This is a genomic window from Thalassospira sp. CA1 (assembly GCF_059052855.1).
In genome coordinates this window covers 37,705-56,060 of sequence record NZ_JBZCIA010000015.1, presented here as the reverse complement: position 1 = coordinate 56,060, position 18,356 = coordinate 37,705, and the positions used below count along the sequence as shown (strand labels likewise).

Below are 18,356 nucleotides of genomic sequence, written 5' to 3'. Positions count from 1 at the left end.
GCACTTAGCGCTGATCGTCGCGGATGGAGAACCCGACTTCGTCATAGTAACGCAGTGCACCGGGATGCATTTTGCCCGTGATGTTGGCAAGCATTTCCGGGCTGACGCCGTTCCACCAAGAAGAGCTTTCACCCATTTTCGCTTTCTGCTCCCAGAAGGTTTTGGTCAGCGCATAGGCCGTATCGGCATCCATCTGGGTGGTGGCAAAGGCAACAACCGAAAGCGATGCGGTGGTGATGTCTTCTTCCTGACCGTTATAGGTCCCGGCCGGGATGACGGTTTTGTCACGCTTGGTCTCGGAAAGCTGATCTTCGGACAGCGACAGAACAGTGACGTCGGTTCCTGCCGCGGCCTCGATCACGTTCGGCGCTGGCCAGGAACCGGCCGTCACGAAACCATCAATCTGACCGTTTTTAAGGGCGGCAACCGCATTGGACAGTTCGGCATCCGCCAGATCGACCTTGCCTTCAAGACCAAACAGCTGAAGGTATTTTTCACCTTCGCGCGCACCAAAGGATCCCTTGCCAAGCAGGATGGTCTTGCCTTCGAGATCGGCAAAGCTGGTTGCACCGGAATCAGCACGCATCACGAAATGCATGGTCAGCGACGGGATCGGGAACAGGGCGCGGACTTCGGCAAACTTTTCGGTCGGACGTCCGTCGAACGGGCCTTTGCCGTTCTGTGCCAGGCTTACGAGACCGGGCGGGGAGGTAAAGACATAATTGCCCGGACGCACCATGGCTTCCATAACGTTCTGAACCGAACCCTGGCTTTCCTCGACGGTGACGATGATATCGCCATCGGTACCGGTTTTCATCGCCTCGGCAAACTGGGCGGCCATCTGGTAATAGGATGACGCGGCCTTGGCCGATTTCAGGGTGACGCGGGTTTCAGCCTGCGCGGCATTCGCCACGGACAAAGCCATCATTCCGGCGGCAATCACGCCGAGTGTGCGCAAAATTTTCAAGGTTTCCTCCCCTTGTATGGTCAGTTCATCTGTTGGCTTGAATGCCGATTATCATCAATGAACCTGAAGTCTGGTGGCGAAACGCAAAATCCAACCCCGGATCGCGGGAATTTTGGCAGATTGCGTCTGATTTCGGTCCATAGAAAGCATCAACACCCCCAAGGTCAAGCTGCTTGTGCGATTTTCACCGAACAAAGCCTACTTCGGCGCCAAGTAAAGCCGCTTTACACATATCAGTTGCGCGAAACCGGCACTATGCGCGTGGGCCAAGCGGGATTAAAGAAGGTTCATAATTTTTGCGGAACTTCTTGTGCGCCGTGGTGTTAAACACAAAATGCACTATTCCCCTTGTGTGCCAAGGGCTTGTAAGGATTGACACGGTCGATCCCCTTGCCGCAGGGTGCCTGCCTGATTGAAACTCAAACGAGGATGCCATGCCGCGTTCGCCGGTCGCCCTTATTATTGCACTGTCTGCAACGCTGTTCGCCGCGTTTGCGCTAAATAGTGGGGCATCTCTGCAATCATCGCTGCTTGCACTGCGTGCATCCGCCGAGGGATTTGCGCCGGTCTATACCGGTATCATCATGGCATCCTATTATATCGGGTTCGTTGCCGGCATCATCTGGGGGGCGAGCCTTGTCAACCGGGTCGGCCACATCCGGACATTTGCCGCACTGGCATCGGCCGCATCGGCCATCACACTTTTACATGCCGTTCTGGTTGATCCGATTACCTGGTCGCTGTTTCGCATCATGACCGGCCTGTGTGTTTCGGGCCTGTATCTGGTGATTGAAAGCTGGCTGAACGCACAGGCGGACAATACATCGCGCGGAGGGACGATTGCGATTTACATGACGGTTTCGCTTGGCGGGCTGGCGATTGGTCAGCTGTTGCTGAACGGTGCCCCGGTCAGCAGTTTCGAGCTGTTTACGGTGGCGTCTGTCCTGCTGTCGCTGTCGCTTGTTCCACTTGCCCTGACCCGACAGCCACCGCCGTCTGCGGTCAGCGGTGAACGCATGACATTCCGCCGTCTTTACAAGATTTCGCCGCTGGGCTTTGTTGCCGCATCGGGTGCAGGCGTGCTTTCGGGTGCGGTTTATGGTGTCGGGCCGGTTTTCGCCGCTGACCTCGGACTTGCGACCAATGAGATCGCCTATTTCATGTTCTTCGTCATTCTGGGCGGCATGATCATGCAATTTCCGATCGGCAAGATTTCGGACATGGTGCCGCGCCAATATGTGATGATTTTCGTTCTGACCGGGCTTGCGATCTGTGGATTTTTCCCGCTGGTTGCGCCGGATCTTGTCCGCGACAATCTGACGGTCTGGGGCGGGATCACGGGCGTGTTCATCATGCCGGTTTATGGCCTGGCTGTGGCCTATGTGAATGACTACCTTGAGCCGGAGGACATCGTTCCTGCGTCGGGTGGTCTTCTGATCATTTATGGCGGGTCTGCTGCGTTTGGTCCAATTCTAGGGTCCAGTGCAATCGGTTATTTCGGCCCGTGGGCCTTGCCGGTCCTGTTTTCAATCGTTGGCATTTGCGTTGCGAGCTTTGCAACGTACCGCGCTGGCTTTGGCCGTCGTATCTCGATCGAGGAACAGGGTCAGTTCGTTGCCGTGCCCCGCACGACGCCAATGGCGTTTGAGCTGTCACCGATTACCGACGACATCAGTCTCAATGACGAGGACGACAGCAAAGAGCCAGATAGTGAGACAAAACCAATGGATCCGCATGATCTGCAAGATGTGCTGACCCCGGATGGCACGGCACATCCCGACGACATCGGACAGGTGCCGCCGGCAGACAGCGACGGCACGACGGATCCGAATGCAGACAAGAAGATGTGAATGTCTGTCGATTGGGGCAGAATGATCAGGCTTCCATAATGCGGAAAACATCCCGCAATTTTGAAACCTGCTGTGGACCCGGGCCTGCTTCAACCCATATGTTGTGAACCAACGATAGGCGAGTTGCCTTTGCCGCGCTCTATGTGTTCGTCGGCAAAGCCATATTAATCGCCCGAAACAGTTCCAAGTCTGGTGAGAGAAAACATGACCCAACGCATCCAAGAAGGTGGACTTCAGATTGCAAAAGTGCTGCACGATCTGGTGGCCAACGAAGTCATTCCGGGAACCGGGATCAGTTCCGATCAGTTCTGGGCATCCTTTGAAAAGCTCGTCACTGAACTTGGACCACGCAACAAGGCGCTGCTGGCAAAGCGCGACGAATTGCAGGCCAAAATCGATCAATGGCATCTGTCGCGTCAGGATCAGCCACGCGACCCAGCTGCCTACAAGGAATTCCTGACCGAGATTGGTTATCTGCTGCCAGAAGGCGATGATTTCTATATCACCACCACCCATGTCGATCCGGAGATCGGCCGGGTCGCAGGTCCGCAGCTTGTCGTGCCGGTGATGAATGCGCGCTATGCGCTTAATGCTGCCAATGCGCGCTGGGGCAGCCTTTATGATGCGCTGTATGGCACCGATGTGATCGACGAAGCCGACGGCAAGGAAAAGACCAAGTCATTCAATCCGAAACGCGGTGCTGCGGTTGTGGCTTATGCCGCGAACTTCCTTGATGAAGCCGCCCCGCTTGCAACCGGCAAACATGCCGACGCCACGAAATACGAAGTGCGCGAAGACGCGTCAGGCTGGTGGACGCTGGTTGTCACCCTGTCTGATGGCAGCGAAACCGCACTTGAGCTGCCCTCTCAGTTCATCGGTTACAACGAAAAGGACGGCAAGCTGACCGATGTCTTACTGCGTCGTCACAGCCTGCATATCGAAATCCACATTGATCCGACGCATCCGATTGGCAAGGAACATGCCGCTGGCGTGTGCGATGTCATTTTGGAATCCGCCGTCAGCACCATTCAGGATTGCGAAGATTCGATTGCCGCCGTTGATGCCGAAGACAAGACCGTTGCCTATCGCAACTGGCTTGGCCTGATGAAAGGCACGCTTGAAGAAAAGTTCGAAAAAGGTGGCAAAACGATCACCCGTCGCCTGAACCCGGACCGGACCTATCAGGGCTTTGACGGGACTGAAGTTGTCCTGCCGGGCCGCAGCCTGATGCTGATCCGTAATGTCGGTCACCTGATGACCACGGATGCGGTGCTTGATGCCAATGGCGACGAAGTCCCGGAAGGCTTCCTTGATGCCATGGTCACCAGCCTGATCGCCAAGCATGACGTGATCGGCAATAACGAACTTTCGAACTCCCGCCATGGTAGCGTCTATATCGTGAAGCCGAAAATGCACGGCCCCGAAGAAGTCACGCTGACCAACGATCTGTTTGCCTTTGTCGAAAAGGCGATTGATCTGCCGGAACATACCCTTAAGGTCGGCATCATGGATGAGGAACGCCGCACGACGGTCAACCTCAAGGAATGCATCCGTGCCGCCAAGGACCGTGTGGTCTTTATCAATACCGGCTTCCTTGACCGTACCGGTGATGAAATCCACACCAGCATGGAAGCTGGCCCGATGGTCCGCAAGGAAGCGATGAAAGACCAGTACTGGATCGCGGCCTATGAAAACTGGAACGTTGATATCGGTCTTGAATGCGGCATGAAGGGCGTTGCCCAGATCGGCAAAGGCATGTGGGCCAAACCGGACCGCATGGCCGAAATGATGGAAGCCAAGATCGGCCATCCCAAGGCCGGTGCGAAATGTGCCTGGGTTCCATCACCGACCGCAGCAACCCTGCATGCCATCCACTATCATCAGGTCGATGTCCGTGCGGTTCAGGACGAGATTGGCAAACGCGAACGCGCAAGCCTTGATGATATTCTGGCGATCCCGCGTCTAGGTGACATCAAACCGATGCCAAGCGAAATCCAGGAAGAGCTTGATAACAATGCCCAGGGCATTTTGGGTTATGTTGTGCGCTGGATCGATAGCGGGATCGGCTGTTCGAAGGTGCCAGACATCAATGATGTCGGGCTGATGGAAGACCGTGCGACGCTGCGTATTTCAAGTCAGCATATCGCCAACTGGCTCCATCATGGCCTGTGCAGCGAAGAACAAGTGATGGAAACCATGAAGCGGATGGCAGCGGTCGTCGACAAACAGAATGCCGGGGACCCGACCTATCGCAACATGGCGCCGAACTTTGATGACAGCATCGCCTTTGCGGCCGCCTGTGATCTGGTCTTCAAGGGTCGCGAACAGCCGAACGGTTACACCGAACCGGTTCTGCATGCGCGCCGTCGCGAAGCCAAGGCAAAATACGGTTCGTAACCGCGACACCGCGCATCAAACACGCTTAAAACAAAAGCCGCCCGACGCGTTCGGGCGGCTTTTATGTTGCAAGAAATGCTGCAGCATAAACTGCAACATTCTTAACCGGGATCAATTCCCCAATGTCATGATCTCATAACCCTTTTCGGTGACAACAAGGGTGTGCTCGTATTGCACAGTCGCGTCACCGGTATCGGCATACAGCGTCCAGCCATCTTCGCTATCAAGCGCCCATTTCGCGCCACGCGACAGAAACGGTTCGATGGTAATCACCTGCCCCTTTTTAAGGGCACGGCGTTCCTTGGGATCATCCCAGGTCGGGATGGTGTGGGGATGTTCATGCAGCGATTTGCCAATGCCGTGACTGGCAAGATTGCGGATCAGGGTATAGCCACCCTTGCGGGCAAACATTTCGATCTTAAGACCGATCTCGCGAATAGGCGCCTTGTCACGCACCACCTTGATGCCCGCCCACATGGCTTTCTTGCCATCTTCGCACAGTTTGGCGATTTCGGGTCTTGCTGTCCCGCAAATAAAGCTGGCACCGGTATCGGAAAAATAGCCATCAAGCGATGCCGAAACATCGATATTGACCAGATCGCCATCGGCCAGAACCAGATCACCGGGAATACCGTGCGCAACCGCGTCATTGACACTGATGCAGGTCGCACCGGGGAACTTGTATTCGCTTTCCGGGGCGGACACCGCACCGGCATCCTCAAGAACCTTGCGGCCGATATCATCAAGCTCGGCGGTTGTGATACCCGGCACAATGGCCGCCCCCATGACATCACGCGCACGGGCACAGATCCGCCCGATCTTGCGCAATTGTTCGAGTTCTTTTTCGGATGAAATTGTCATGAAATGCTTATTGCGATGCCCTGAGACAAAGTCAAGAAAACCCGCATCTCATGCCAGCGACGACTTGCTGCCGGACGGCTCACCATCATCAGACGCAAGCACATAACAGTTCTTGCCACGCGCCTTGGCGGCATAAAGGGCATCATCTGCCTGATCAAGAAGCACATCGATGGTCTTGCCATGCACCGGACAAAGGGCGATGCCGATGCTCATATGAATGGAAACGCGATTGCCGCCGGTAATGAAGGGCATCTGGATGTCGTTCAATATCCGTTCGGCCAACATTGTAGCTTCGCCCTCGCCACTCGTTCCGACATGACACACCACCACCATCTCATCACCACCCAGACGCACAACCAGATCGCCACCGCGCACACAACGGCGCAACCGTTTTGCGACCTCGCGCAGGACATCATCGCCGGCTGAATGACCGAACTTGTCATTGATCGGTTTAAAGTCATCAAGATCAAGCATCATGACCGCAAGCTGGGTCTTGTGGCGATCAGCATGGGCAAGGGCATGTTCGAAATAGACATCAAGTGCCAGACGGTTGCCAAGTCCGGTCAGGTTATCGTGATGGGCAATGTGTTCCATCTGGCCAAGGGCCGCGTCCTTTTCCGTCAGTTTGGCCAGCAAGGCATTGAGGCTGTTTGACAAGATTTTGATTTCTCTTGCGCCATCAAAATCCGGAAGACGTTCAATCTCGCCACGTTTCATTGCCTCGATCGAAAGGGCCATCTTGCCGATCGGTCCGACAAAGAAACCAGCCCCCCACCATGCAATCACGCTGGAGATGATACTTAACGCCAACCCCCACGCCATGATGTCGCGGCGCAGGACATAAACCGGCTCAAGCGCCTCTTCGACGGGCTGACGCACCAGGATTGACCAGTTCAGACCGGCATAATCAAGGTGACCATCGGCCGGGGCATAGCCCGTCAGATACTCTGCGCCATCTGGCCAAGTGCTGATCTTCCATCCGATATTGCTGCGCTGTGCCTGCTGCAGAGCATCAAGTTCAAGCGATGATCCGACCATCGCCCCATCCGCACCCAAAAGAACTGTGCCATCGGCTGATACGACAAATATATCGACATCCCGATGGATCCCCTGCCCGGCAAAAAGGGTTTTGCGGACATTATCGGCCCATTCCCAGCTCAGGTGAGTGGCAAGTACACCGGTAAACTGATCGTTGTTGTTAAATAGCGGAACGGCAATATCGACAAACTGGATCGGCTCCCCGTTATAAAGCGGGAATTTTTCCGCCAGTAATTTCGCATCGTGAACATCACCGATGAACTGTCCATTCTTGCCATACTGAAACACCGGTCGCTGCGAAACATTGGCCCCGAGCAACAAGTCATTCGTCGACGCAACCACCGTCCCGTCGCGATCAAGCACACCTATCCAGGTAAAGATCGGAATTTCACGGCTTAGGCGATTGACGATACTCGAAATCTGTTGGGTATCTTCGAGCTCTTGCAGGACAGAGAGCGTGCTTAGGACCGAAACCTCGCCACGGTGGGTCCACATGATACGGTCAAGCTCATCAGCCATCTGACGGGCAATATCAGAAACACCCAGACCAATCTGCTTTTGCAGATCAGCACCGGATCGCTTTCCGATCACAAAGCTCATCAGTACCGTCAGGCCAACCAGCAGCAGCGCTGTTGCCAGAGCTACTTGCACGCGGATTCCGACCTGTAACAACTTGTTCAAGGCTGATCCTCTCACTCTCTATCACCGGGGTCTTCTTTTTGTTTTTGAAACCCTCGGCAGCGGTGGTTTTACCACACCGCTTTTATGAACGTGAATATAAGAATCAGCAGGCGGCTTTTTAAGTAGTTGATTGAACAAAAATACGGCAACCGCAAAAGGCGGTCGCCGCATTACCCCTAAAGTTTTACGCGCTGTTAGATGTCAAAAAACACGGTTTCGCCATCGCCCTGCAAGATGATATCAAACCGGTAGACTGGGATCGGTCCACTGTCATCACGGTCAGCAATCAGTGTCTTGCGACGGGTTTTCTGTTCAATCAGGTTCAGAACAGGATCAGCCGCATTCGCATCTTGTTCGTCGGCGAAATACATCCGGGTATTCAGCCCGATATTGATACCACGTGCCACGATCCAGAAGTTGATATGCGGCGCCATGTCTTTGCCATTGCGACCGGAAACCACGCCTGGCTTGATGGTTTCAAAGCGATAGACGGCGGTATCGAAATCCGTTCCCGTCCGGCCCCAGCCGCGGAAATCCTCATCGATCTTGCCAGAATTCTGACGATCAAGTTCATGGTTGTAGCGCCCGTCCGCATTGGCCTGCCAGATTTCCAGTAGCGCATCACGCAGTGGCGTTCCGGTACCGTCAATCACCCGCCCTTCGATGATGATCCGCTCCCCACGGGTGTTTTCATTGGCCAGAGCGTTGGTGAAGTTGTTTTCAAAAATGTCAAAACCGGCCTGATTGGGAATGAGCCCAATATGAACATACGGGCCCGCCGTCTGGGAGGCAGTTTCTTTGAGATAATCAAGGCTTTGCACCATGGATCAGTTTCCTTCCAGACGGTTTTCAAACAGGGTCGAACGGCGCCCGCGCAGGACGATGTTAAACTTGTAGGCAATGGTATCGAGCGGCACCGAGCCCTTGAGATCAATCGGCGCAATCAGGCGGTTGATCGCATCTTCGTCCGGGATGACATGCACAATCGGACATTCCTTGATCAGTGGATCGCCTTCGAAGTACATCTGGGTGATCAGGCGCTGGGCAAAGCCGGAACCGAATACCGAAAAATGGATATGGGCCGGACGCCAGCTGTTGACGTAGTTGCGCCATGGATACGGACCCGGCTTAATGGTGCGGAAAAAGTAGTAACCGTTTTCATCGGTCAGCGCACGGCCACAGCCGCCAAAGTTCGGATCTATCGGCGCAAGATAGGTATCTTTCTTGTGGCGATACCGTCCGCCGGCATTGGCCTGCCAGAATTCGACCAGCGTATTGGGCACCGGACGGTTGTTTTCATCCAGAACCCGCCCATGCACGATGATACGTTCGCCAATCGGATCGCCATCCTTGGCATAGTTGCGGATCAAATCGTTATCAAGCGGCCCCAGTTCGTTCTGACCGAAGACCGGACCGGTAATTTCCGACAAGGATCCTTGCAGTGACAACAGCGACTGGCGCGGGGAACGCGCAACCGATGTCTTGTAAATCGGGGTGTAGCCTGCTGGCTGCAGCGTTCTGTCACGCTGATAGAATTCCATGATTTTTCCTCCGCAGATGATGCTCCGGACTGTTGAATGTCCGCGTTAAAGGCATCCTGCGCGGCCAATTGCATAAAATAAATGCATCATTTATCATCTTATTCATGAGCAATTTTGATCATTTGGAACTGGACGGCCATGCGCTGCGTCTGTTTCTGGCCGTTCTTGAAGAAGGGTCGGTCACAGCTGCCGCCGAACGGCTTGGCGTGACGCAATCGGCGGTTAGCCATAACCTGACAAAATTACGACGGATCATGCGCGATCCGCTTTTCACCAAATCCGGGCGCGGGATCGTAGCGACCGCGCATGCACAAAACCTGGCCGAGCAAGCTCGGTTTCTTCTTGATCAAATGCAGGCCTTTGCCAGTGGTGCGCATTTCGAACCCGATGGCGCATCCATGAGCCTGACAATTGCCGCCAACGATCTGCAGCGTGATCTGTTGTTGCCAACGCTGTTTCGCAATCTGGAAGGCGCGCTTGCCAATATCCGGATGACGGTGGTGCCGTCCCTTCTGCCCGGACCGGCCTTGCTGCGCGAAAATCATTGCGACCTTCTGATTTCGCCGCGGCCACCCGAAGGTGTGGATATCGTGCAAAAGCGTCTTCTGACCGATCATTACATGGTGTTTTATGATCCGGACATACGCGACGCCCCGCAAAGCGATGACGATTATCTATCCGCGCGCCATATCACGGTGCGTTATGGCAATAATCGCACGCTTGAGTTTGACGACATGCTTGAAAATCAGGGTGTTGAACGCAACATCGTTTTGCGGGTACCGAATTTTACCGCCATTGCCGAATTCCTGCGCGGAAGCAATATGATCGCAACCTTGCCAAGCCTTCTCCAAAAACATGCGCTGCGTGATTTTGCCCGTGCGCCGATGCCGCTCGCAGGTCTAAAAAAGGGTACGCTTGATCTTCCTATTTTCATGTGTTGGCACCAACGCTATCAACATGATCCATCGCATCTCTGGTTACGTGAACAGCTTGAAGATGTTGCCGCAACCAGATTGCGCATGCCGATAGAACACCCCGTTTCGCAACCCACAGATCACGGGCAGGCCCCGCAAAGGACATCATGACGATTACTGAAATCATCTATTGGCTTGAACTGGCAGGGGTCGCCGTTTTTGCGATTACCGGCGCGCTTGAGGCATCCCGTCGTCAGATGGACATGGTCGGATTTGTCCTGATTGCGACCTTTACCGGCATCGGCGGCGGCACTGTGCGCGATGTCATTACCGGGGCAACACCGGTTTTCTGGATACGCGATACCACTTGGCTTGTGACCTGCATCGGGGCTGCCGTCATCACCTACTTCACCGCCCATATGGTTGAACGACGCTATGTTGCCTTGCTGTGGCTGGATGCGCTGGGACTGGCAATGTTCGGGGTCACCGGGGCGGCCATCGGCCTTAATCTGGGCGTGTCCCCGTTGGTGGCAATCGTTCTGGGCATGATCACGGCCACCTTTGGCGGGATGGTACGTGATGTTGTCTGTAACGAAATCCCGCTGATTCTGCGCCCGGAGATTTATATCACCTGTGCGCTGGTCGGTGCGGGGATCTATGTGATTGGTACAGCAATCCTTGATTTGCCACGCGGGCCGATTGCCGTGATTGCATTCTTTGCCGCATTCCTGATGCGGGCATGTGCGATCAAGTTTAAGCTAAGCTTCCCGGTCTACAGGGCCCGTCCGGGTCGGGAGTACTAAGACTGCACACCGGCTTTGCCCGTGCACCTACTCGACGATCAGTTGAACACGGTCGCTTGAAAAGGCGGTCACACCGTATTCAATTGGCGCACCAGCGGAATCGACATCGACACTTTCGGTCGAAATCACCGGTCGATTGCGTGCCTGCTTAAGCAGGTTGGCAACACGTGATGACGGAAGCGTTGCCGAAATGCGCGTGGTCTTTCGTGTGTAATCATCAATCCCGAACCGTTTGAAGGCCTCTGTAAGCGATTTGGTTCCGACAAATATCTCGACAATGCCGTCAAAGCGCGCGGCGGGAAGATAACTTGTCGCAACCGCAAGCGGGACACCGTCGGCCTCGGAGACTGAAAACAACTCGATCACCCGCGTGCCCGGTTTGACATCCAGGAACTGCGCGATGGTCGAATTTGCTTTAAGGACCTCGGACGAAATCAGGCGTTTGTCGGGCAAGCGATGGCGACCCGATACGATCTGCGAAAACCGGGTTTTCGAACCAAGTGGGTAGTCAAGGATCTGTTCCTGAACAAAAGCCCCGCGCCCCTGTTCGACACGGACAACATTGGAATCGACAAGTGCGGCCATGGCGCGGCGCACTGTATGGCGATTCACCCCAAAACGCCGGACCAATTCCATCTCGGTCGGCATCTTTTCGCCGGGCGTAAAAACGCCGTCAGAGATATCAGCCAGAAGCTGCTTTTCGATTTGCTTCCAAATAGATAGGCCCGGTTCCCAATCCATTGCATTCCCCGTTCACAAAACTTTCACCGCAAGACCTTTGCCTTTGGCTCCGGATCCGCTTATAACGTCAATAGGTATAGACGTCTAGACAAATTTTGAAGTTGTCGACATAAGTTGAAAAGGGATCAGTTTGATGACGGCGCACCCCGCCCCGAATGCCGGGACAGATCAAAACCGGAATGCAGACACCCCCAGCGATCCGCACATTGCCGCGCGCCAGAAATGGATGTCGGTTCTGGCCCGCACATCCCGCGCCCGCCTTGAAACCGAATGGTCGGAAAATCACAGCAGCGAAAGCTGGACACACCTGCGCGAACCGCAAATCGGCATGGTGATGGTACGCGGCCGCGCTGGTGGTGCCGGGCAGCGGTTTAACCTTGGTGAAATGACCGTGACGCGTTGTGCCGTCACGCTGTCAGACGGCACGGTCGGACATTCCTACGTCAAGGGACGCGATCGCATTCAGGCGCAATATGCCGCCCTGTTTGATGCGGTGATGCTGCGCGACGGATCGGCAAGCGATTTCATCGACACCCTGGCCGCCGAACAGGCCGCCGCAAAACGCGATCATGCGCGCAAGGTTGCCGCCACCAAAGTTGATTTCTTCACCCTTGTCCGCGGAGAAGACGAATGACGCCCCAACCCCAATCAACCCCCGCCCAGACAAGTGAATTGCTGCCCGGTTTTGACCATGAAGCATTTGATTCAAACGCTGTTTTCCGCGCCCTGTTGGATGCGATGTCGCGTCCGGGTCGCATTTATAATTTGCCGGTCAATATTTCCGCTCCCGATGGCCTGAACAAAGCAGCCACCGCAACGCTTCTTGCGATGGCAGATATGGATACCACAGTCTGGCTGTCACCAAACTGCGCGACCCAGACCGCAGGCGATCATTTGAAATTCCATTGCGGTTGCCCACTCAGCACGGATGTCAAACAGGCCGATTTTGCGATTGCGCGCATTTCCGATGATCTGTCCTTTGTTACCGATCTTGCCGTTGGAAATGCGGAATATCCGGATCAATCGGCAACCCTGATACTGATGGTCGATGAGATTTCAGATCGTCCGTCCATGACCCTTAAGGGCCCGGGCATCAAGGACACGCACAGCCTTGCGATCAAGGGGCTACCCGAAAGCTTCCACGCATGGCGGGCAGAGAACCATCACCTGTTTCCGTGCGGTGTTGATGTGATTTTCGCAAGCGAAACCCAGATCGCCGCCCTGTCACGCACCACCCGGATCGAGGTCAATTAATCATGTATGTTGCAGTAAAAGGTGGCGAACGCGCCATCAACAATGCGCACAAGCTTCTGGCCGAGCAGCGCCGGGGCGATACGGACATTGCCGAAATCGAAACTGATCAGATCGAACAGCAACTCTCGCTATCCGTCACCCGCGTCATGGCCGAAGGATCGCTTTATGATCGCGATCTGGCCGCCCTTGCCATCAAGCAGGCCCGTGGTGATCTGATCGAGGCGATCTTTTTGATGCGGGCCTATCGCACGACGCTGCCACGTTTTGCCTTTTCCAAGCCAATCAAAACCGCCGAAATGGACGTATCGCGCCGCATTTCGGCAACCTTCAAGGACCTGCCCGGCGGACAGATCCTGGGCCCGACCTTTGACTACACGCATCGCCTTCTGGATTTCACCCTGATGGCCAATGGCGAAGCACCGACCGAGGCGCCAAGCGGTGAAAATCCGATTGATGAGAACATGCCGCGCGTTTTGGATGACATCCTGAACTATGAAGGCCTTATTCAGGATGAACCGGTTCCGGTCGATGAAAACGCCCCGGTCGCCGACCTGACCCGAGAGCCGGTCAAGTTCCCGGCCGGAAGGGATCTGCGTTTGCAGAACCTGTCGCGCGGGGATGAGGGATTTGTCCTCGCACTCGGCTATTCCACCCAGCGCGGCTATGCCAATAGCCACGCCTTTGTCGGTGAAATCCGCTATGGCACCGTCTCGGTCGAGATCGAGCCCGAAGAACTCGGCTTTGCGATTGATATCGGTGACATCGAACTCACCGAGTGCGAGACGGTCAACAAGTTCAAGGGATCAAAAACCAAGCTGCCGCAATTCACACGTGGCTATGGGCTTGTGTTTGGTCAGAACGAGCGCAAGGCCATTTCGATGGCCCTGGTGGATCGCGCCATGCGCGCCAATGAAATGGGCGAACAGATCATGGGTCCGGCACAGGACAGCGAGTTTGTTATGGAACATAGCGACAATGTCCAGTCCACAGGCTTTGTCGAACATATCAAGCTGCCACACTATGTCGATTTCCAGGGCGAACTTGAACTGGTCCGCCGCATGCGCGCCGAGGTCGAAGAACGTCTGGCGAAAGCCGAAGCTGAGAATGGCACATCCCAACCCGAGGCCGCGGAGTAATCCCATGGAACAGACTGTCAAGAATCCCGCCGACGGGGCACCGGACTATAACTTTGCCTATCTTGATGAACAGACCAAACGCATGATCCGGCGCGCCCTGCTTAAGGCCGTTGCGATACCGGGGTATCAGGTGCCGTTTGCCGGGCGCGAAATGCCGATGCCTTATGGCTGGGGTACGGGCGGAGTTCAGGTAACAGCCGCCGTAATCGGGCCGAATGATACGCTGAAAGTCATTGACCAGGGGGCGGATGACACCACCAACGCGGTTTCCATCCGGCAATTCTTTGCCAAGACCGCACGGGTCGCCACCACGGAAAAAACCGCCGAGGCGTCGATCATTCAGACCCGCCACCGCATTCCGGAAAAGGAACTGCGCGAAGATCAGGTTCTTGTCTATCAGGTGCCGATCCCGGAACCGCTTCGCTTCCTTGAACCGCGTGAAACCGAAACGCGCAAAATGCATGCGCTTGAAGAATACGGTCTGATGCATGTGAAGCTTTATGAAGATATCTCACGCCATGGCCATATCGCGACCACCTATGCCTATCCAGTGATGGTCGATGATCGCTATGTGATGGATCCGTCGCCGACACCAAAGTTCGACAATCCCAAAATGAACAATATGGCGGCCCTTCAGCTTTTCGGGGCTGGTCGCGAAAAACGCATCTATGCCCTGCCGCCCTACACCAAGGTCAAAAGCCTCGATTTCGAAGATCATCCGTTCGAAGTTCAGACTTGGGAAGATGAATGCGGCATGTGCGGTGCCCGCGACAGTTACCTTGATGAAGTCATCCTCGATGATCAGGGCAACCGGATGTTCGTCTGTTCGGACACCGATTACTGCGCGGAACGACAGGAAGCCGGCCATCGCGGCCCGCAACATCATGACCAACCCCTAGGTAGCGCAGATCGCGGAAAGGCAGCAGAATAATGACCCAGATGAACGAACCGCTTCTGCGCGTGGATAACCTGACCATGATGTATGGCGACCGGGTTGGCTGCAAGGATGTCAGCTTTGACCTCCGCCCCGGTGAAGTCCTTGGCATCGTAGGTGAATCCGGATCTGGAAAGTCCACTTTGCTGCGCAGCATTTCCGCCCAACAGGAACCGACCAAGGGGACGGTTGAATATCAAACCCGGATTGATGGCGTGCGCGATGTCTATCAGATGTCCGAAGCACAGCGTCGCCTTTTGATGCGCACCGACTGGGCGTTTGTGCATCAGAACCCGCGTGATGGTCTGCGCATGAATGTCAGTGCCGGGGCCAATATTGGCGAACGGCTGATGGCGATCGGGGATCGTCATTATGGCAACATCCGCAGCAATGCGGACAACTGGCTTGGCAAGGTTGAAATCGCATCCGAGCGCCTTGATGATCTGCCATCAACGTTTTCGGGCGGCATGCAGCAACGCTTGCAGATTGCCCGCAACCTCGTAACCAGCCCGCGCCTCGTCTTTATGGACGAACCCACGGGTGGGCTTGATGTTTCTGTTCAGGCCAGATTGCTCGATCTGCTGCGCGGGCTGGTTCACGATCTTAATCTTGCGGTGATCATCGTCACCCACGATCTGGCAGTCGCCCGACTTCTTTCGCACCGGCTGATGGTGATGCAACAGGGCAAGGTCATTGAACATGGCCTGACCGATCAGGTTCTTGATGACCCGCAGCATCCCTATACGCAGCTGCTTGTTTCTTCCATTCTGCAAAACTGACCGGGGCGAAGAAAATGTCTGAAATGCTTCATGCTCAAAACGTCGCCAAAAGCTTTACCCTGCATACTCAGGGCAGCGTGACCATCCCGGTTTTCGAAGGCGTTGAATTCATGCTTTCGGCTGGTGAATGCATCGCGCTGACCGGTGAATCCGGATCGGGGAAAAGTACATTCATGCGCATGCTTTATGCCAATTACACATGCTCTCAAGGGTCCATCAAGGTGCTCCATGATGGCGACTGGCTTGATATCACCACCGCCAGCCCGCATTCGATACTGGAAATCCGCAAGCGTACGCTGGGCTATGTTTCGCAGTTCCTACGCGTGATACCGCGTGTGCCAACCCTTGATATCGTTGCCGAACCGCTGGTGGCCCTCGGCACGGACCGGGAAACTGCAACCGAAAAAGCACGCGACCTTTTAACCCGTCTGCGCATCCCTGAACGTCTTTGGCAGCTTTCGCCGCTGACCTTTTCGGGCGGGGAACAGCAACGCGTAAATATTGCGCGTGGCTTTATTGCCGATTATCCGATCATGCTGCTGGATGAACCGACCGCATCGCTTGACGTCCAAAATCGCGCCACAGTTCTGGCGCTGATTGAAGAAGCCAAAAGCCGTGGGGCCGCGATTGCCGGTATTTTCCACGACCATGAAACCCGTGATGCCGTCTGCACCGGGTCGTTTGATGTGACTTCGTTTAAAGTTGGGGCCAATGACTGAACAGATTTTTACCAATGCCAAACTCGTTCTGGCCAACGAAGTCATTGATGGCGCCGTACAGGTCAAAGACGGCAAGATCAGCGATATTTCCGATCGCCCATCGAACCTGCCAGGGGCAGAGGACATGGGCGGCGATTATCTGATGCCGGGCTTGGTTGAGCTGCATACCGACAACCTCGACAAACATCTTACCCCGCGCCCCAAAACGCGTTGGCCGGCAACAGCCGCCGTTGTCGCGCACGACAATCAGGTTGCCAGTGCCGGGATCACCACCGTGTTTGATGCGGTATCCATCGGCGATGTCAATGAAGGGTCGGAACGCATTGTCAGACTGATTGAATCGGTCAATGCCCTTGAACACGCGCTGGAAAATGCATTGCTGCGCGCGGACCATAAACTACATCTGCGCTGCGAGACATCCTTCCCAGGCATGGTCGAGGCCCTTGGTCAATTGATCGACCTGCCACTGGTCAGCATGCTTTCGGTGATGGATCACACACCGGGTCAGCGCCAGTTCGTCAGCCTTGATGCCTATTACACCTACTATCAGGGCAAATACGGCCTGAACGACGAGGAAATGCGCAAATTCATCGCCACCCGCCGTCGCGATGCCGAGCTTTATTCCGAAAAGCACCGTCGTCATGTGGTCGAACAGGCCCATGCGAAGGGCCTTGCACTCGCCAGCCACGATGACGCCACAGCCGAGCACGTCGCCGAGGCGGTTGCAGACAAAATGACAGTCGCCGAATTCCCCACCACGCTTGAGGCTGCCAAGGCATCCCATGAAGGCGGACTTGGTGTGATGATGGGGGGCCCGAACCTTGTGCGCGGCGGATCGCATAGCGGCAATGTTGCCGCAGGCGAGCTGGCAAAGCATGGCTATCTCGACATCATATCAAGCGACTATGTCCCGCACAGCCTTTTGCACGGCGCGATGAAGCTGTTTGACGAGTTAGAAGGTTACGATCTGCCACGTGCCATTCGCACCGTGTCGCTTAATCCGGCGACCCAGGTCGGGCTTGATGATCGCGGCGAGATTGCGGTTGGCAAACGTGGTGATCTGATCCGTGTACATCATTCCCCGCACCATCCGATTGTACGCGGCGTCTGGCGCGAAGGTGTTCGGGTGTCATGACCGGCGCGCCTGCACATAATTGCAGATCAGGATATGGACTTTTGGTCCTTGTCGTCGGCCCAAGTGGTGTTGGCAAGGACACCCTTATCGATGCAGCGCGCGAAAGACTGGCCGATGACAAGCAGTTCTGCTTTCCACGGCGCTGCATCACCCGCCCGGCCGGATCGGTCGGAGAAACACACATCCCCGTCCGGCCCGAAGATTTCGGGCAAATGGCACGTCAGGGGGCGTTCCTGCTGAGCTGGATGGCCCATGATCTGGGATACGGCATCCCACGCCATGTTCTTGGCGAGGTCGCGGCGGGCAAAACCGTCATCGTCAATGTATCGCGCAGCGTCATTGGCGATGCCTGTACCCTTGTCGGGCAAAACAACGTTCGGGTGATCAGTATCCGCGCCAGCAGCGAAGCATTGCGCAAACGTCTTGAGGCCCGCGGGCGCGAAGATGCCCTTGATATCGAACGCCGGCTTGCGCGCGCATCCGCCTATCAGGTTGACGGCGACCATGTTGTTCATGTTGATAATGATGCCGATCTAGAAACCGGCATCGCGCGCTTCATCCACGCAATTGAAATGCCACAACCGATTGCAAACCGCGCCTGAGACA

Annotated in this window: 18 protein-coding genes; 12 read left to right on the top strand and 6 right to left on the bottom strand. The window is 55.4% G+C overall.

All coding sequences use genetic code 11. The features are described 5' to 3' along the window. Window positions 1–4 precede the first annotated feature (4 nt). Window positions 5–967, bottom strand: coding sequence for a TAXI family TRAP transporter solute-binding subunit (locus AC5Q5A_RS19215; RefSeq protein WP_493896289.1), 963 nt, complete (start codon window positions 965–967; stop codon window positions 5–7). A gap of 434 nt (window positions 968–1,401) precedes the next feature. Between AC5Q5A_RS19215 and AC5Q5A_RS19210 the strand changes: the two genes are divergently transcribed. Then, on the top strand, window positions 1,402–2,817 hold the full coding sequence (locus tag AC5Q5A_RS19210) for an MFS transporter (RefSeq protein ID WP_493896288.1): 1,416 nt from the start codon (window positions 1,402–1,404) through the stop codon (window positions 2,815–2,817). A gap of 204 nt (window positions 2,818–3,021) precedes the next feature. Continuing rightward, entirely contained in the window at window positions 3,022–5,214 is a 2,193-nt protein-coding gene (locus AC5Q5A_RS19205; RefSeq protein WP_296988315.1) for a malate synthase G, read from the top strand. Window positions 5,215–5,325: 111 nt separating this feature from the next. On the opposite strand, the gene map is transcribed toward AC5Q5A_RS19205, so the two are convergent. The 4 genes from map to pcaH all read right to left on the bottom strand — a co-directional run bounded on the left by map (window position 5,326) and on the right by pcaH (window position 9,335). Beyond that, window positions 5,326–6,075: a type I methionyl aminopeptidase gene (gene map / locus AC5Q5A_RS19200; protein WP_493896287.1), complete on the bottom strand. Its 750-nt coding sequence runs from the start codon at window positions 6,073–6,075 to the stop codon at window positions 5,326–5,328. Window positions 6,076–6,123: 48 nt separating this feature from the next. Continuing rightward, window positions 6,124–7,794 (bottom strand): diguanylate cyclase domain-containing protein, encoded by a 1,671-nt coding sequence (locus AC5Q5A_RS19195; protein ID WP_493896286.1) that lies wholly within the window; start codon window positions 7,792–7,794, stop codon window positions 6,124–6,126. A gap of 194 nt (window positions 7,795–7,988) precedes the next feature. Beyond that, window positions 7,989–8,618, bottom strand: coding sequence for a protocatechuate 3,4-dioxygenase subunit alpha (pcaG, locus tag AC5Q5A_RS19190; protein WP_493896285.1), 630 nt, complete (start codon window positions 8,616–8,618; stop codon window positions 7,989–7,991). 3 nt (window positions 8,619–8,621) lie between these two features. Then, a complete protein-coding gene (pcaH, locus tag AC5Q5A_RS19185) occupies window positions 8,622–9,335 on the bottom strand; it encodes a protocatechuate 3,4-dioxygenase subunit beta (RefSeq protein WP_493896284.1) in 714 nt (237 codons plus the stop codon). 104 nt (window positions 9,336–9,439) lie between these two features. Between pcaH and AC5Q5A_RS19180 the strand changes: the two genes are divergently transcribed. Together AC5Q5A_RS19180 and AC5Q5A_RS19175 are read left to right on the top strand one after the other, a co-directional pair. Beyond that, the gene (locus AC5Q5A_RS19180; RefSeq protein WP_493896283.1) at window positions 9,440–10,420 is read left to right on the top strand and encodes a LysR family transcriptional regulator; all 981 of its coding nucleotides are present in this window, start codon (window positions 9,440–9,442) and stop codon (window positions 10,418–10,420) included. Beyond that, complete coding sequence (locus tag AC5Q5A_RS19175; RefSeq protein WP_493896282.1) at window positions 10,417–11,052, top strand: trimeric intracellular cation channel family protein; 636 nt, start codon at window positions 10,417–10,419, stop codon at window positions 11,050–11,052. The genes AC5Q5A_RS19180 and AC5Q5A_RS19175 overlap by 4 nt, the downstream gene beginning before the upstream one ends. Before the next feature lie 27 nt (window positions 11,053–11,079). Here the strand turns inward: AC5Q5A_RS19175 and phnF are convergent, their stop codons facing one another. Next, window positions 11,080–11,793: a phosphonate metabolism transcriptional regulator PhnF gene (gene phnF / locus AC5Q5A_RS19170; protein ID WP_493896281.1), complete on the bottom strand. Its 714-nt coding sequence runs from the start codon at window positions 11,791–11,793 to the stop codon at window positions 11,080–11,082. 133 nt (window positions 11,794–11,926) lie between these two features. Here phnF and phnG point away from each other — a divergent pair, with 133 nt between their 5' ends. The 8 genes from phnG to phnN are packed head-to-tail and all read left to right on the top strand — an operon-like array spanning window position 11,927 to window position 18,352. Then, window positions 11,927–12,427 (top strand): phosphonate C-P lyase system protein PhnG, encoded by a 501-nt coding sequence (phnG, locus tag AC5Q5A_RS19165; protein ID WP_493896280.1) that lies wholly within the window; start codon window positions 11,927–11,929, stop codon window positions 12,425–12,427. Then, window positions 12,424–13,047 carry a phosphonate C-P lyase system protein PhnH gene (phnH, locus tag AC5Q5A_RS19160; RefSeq protein WP_493896279.1) on the top strand — a complete coding sequence of 208 codons (624 nt, stop codon included), beginning with the start codon at window positions 12,424–12,426 and terminating at the stop codon, window positions 13,045–13,047. Before phnG ends, phnH begins: the two co-directional genes overlap by 4 nt. 2 nt (window positions 13,048–13,049) lie before the next feature. After that, window positions 13,050–14,183, top strand: a complete 1,134-nt coding sequence (locus AC5Q5A_RS19155) for a carbon-phosphorus lyase complex subunit (RefSeq protein WP_475352995.1) — start codon at window positions 13,050–13,052, stop codon at window positions 14,181–14,183. Window positions 14,184–14,187: 4 nt separating this feature from the next. Next, window positions 14,188–15,114, top strand: a complete 927-nt coding sequence (locus AC5Q5A_RS19150) for an alpha-D-ribose 1-methylphosphonate 5-phosphate C-P-lyase PhnJ (protein ID WP_493896278.1) — start codon at window positions 14,188–14,190, stop codon at window positions 15,112–15,114. Further along, window positions 15,114–15,896, top strand: coding sequence for a phosphonate C-P lyase system protein PhnK (gene phnK / locus AC5Q5A_RS19145; RefSeq protein WP_493896277.1), 783 nt, complete (start codon window positions 15,114–15,116; stop codon window positions 15,894–15,896). Before AC5Q5A_RS19150 ends, phnK begins: the two co-directional genes overlap by 1 nt. A gap of 14 nt (window positions 15,897–15,910) precedes the next feature. Then, a complete protein-coding gene (gene phnL, locus AC5Q5A_RS19140) occupies window positions 15,911–16,615 on the top strand; it encodes a phosphonate C-P lyase system protein PhnL (protein WP_493896276.1) in 705 nt (234 codons plus the stop codon). After that, window positions 16,608–17,750: an alpha-D-ribose 1-methylphosphonate 5-triphosphate diphosphatase gene (locus AC5Q5A_RS19135; protein WP_493896275.1), complete on the top strand. Its 1,143-nt coding sequence runs from the start codon at window positions 16,608–16,610 to the stop codon at window positions 17,748–17,750. The genes phnL and AC5Q5A_RS19135 overlap by 8 nt, the downstream gene beginning before the upstream one ends. 41 nt (window positions 17,751–17,791) lie before the next feature. Then, window positions 17,792–18,352: a phosphonate metabolism protein/1,5-bisphosphokinase (PRPP-forming) PhnN gene (gene phnN, locus AC5Q5A_RS19130; RefSeq protein WP_493896274.1), complete on the top strand. Its 561-nt coding sequence runs from the start codon at window positions 17,792–17,794 to the stop codon at window positions 18,350–18,352. The last annotated feature ends 4 nt before the right edge of the window (window positions 18,353–18,356 follow it).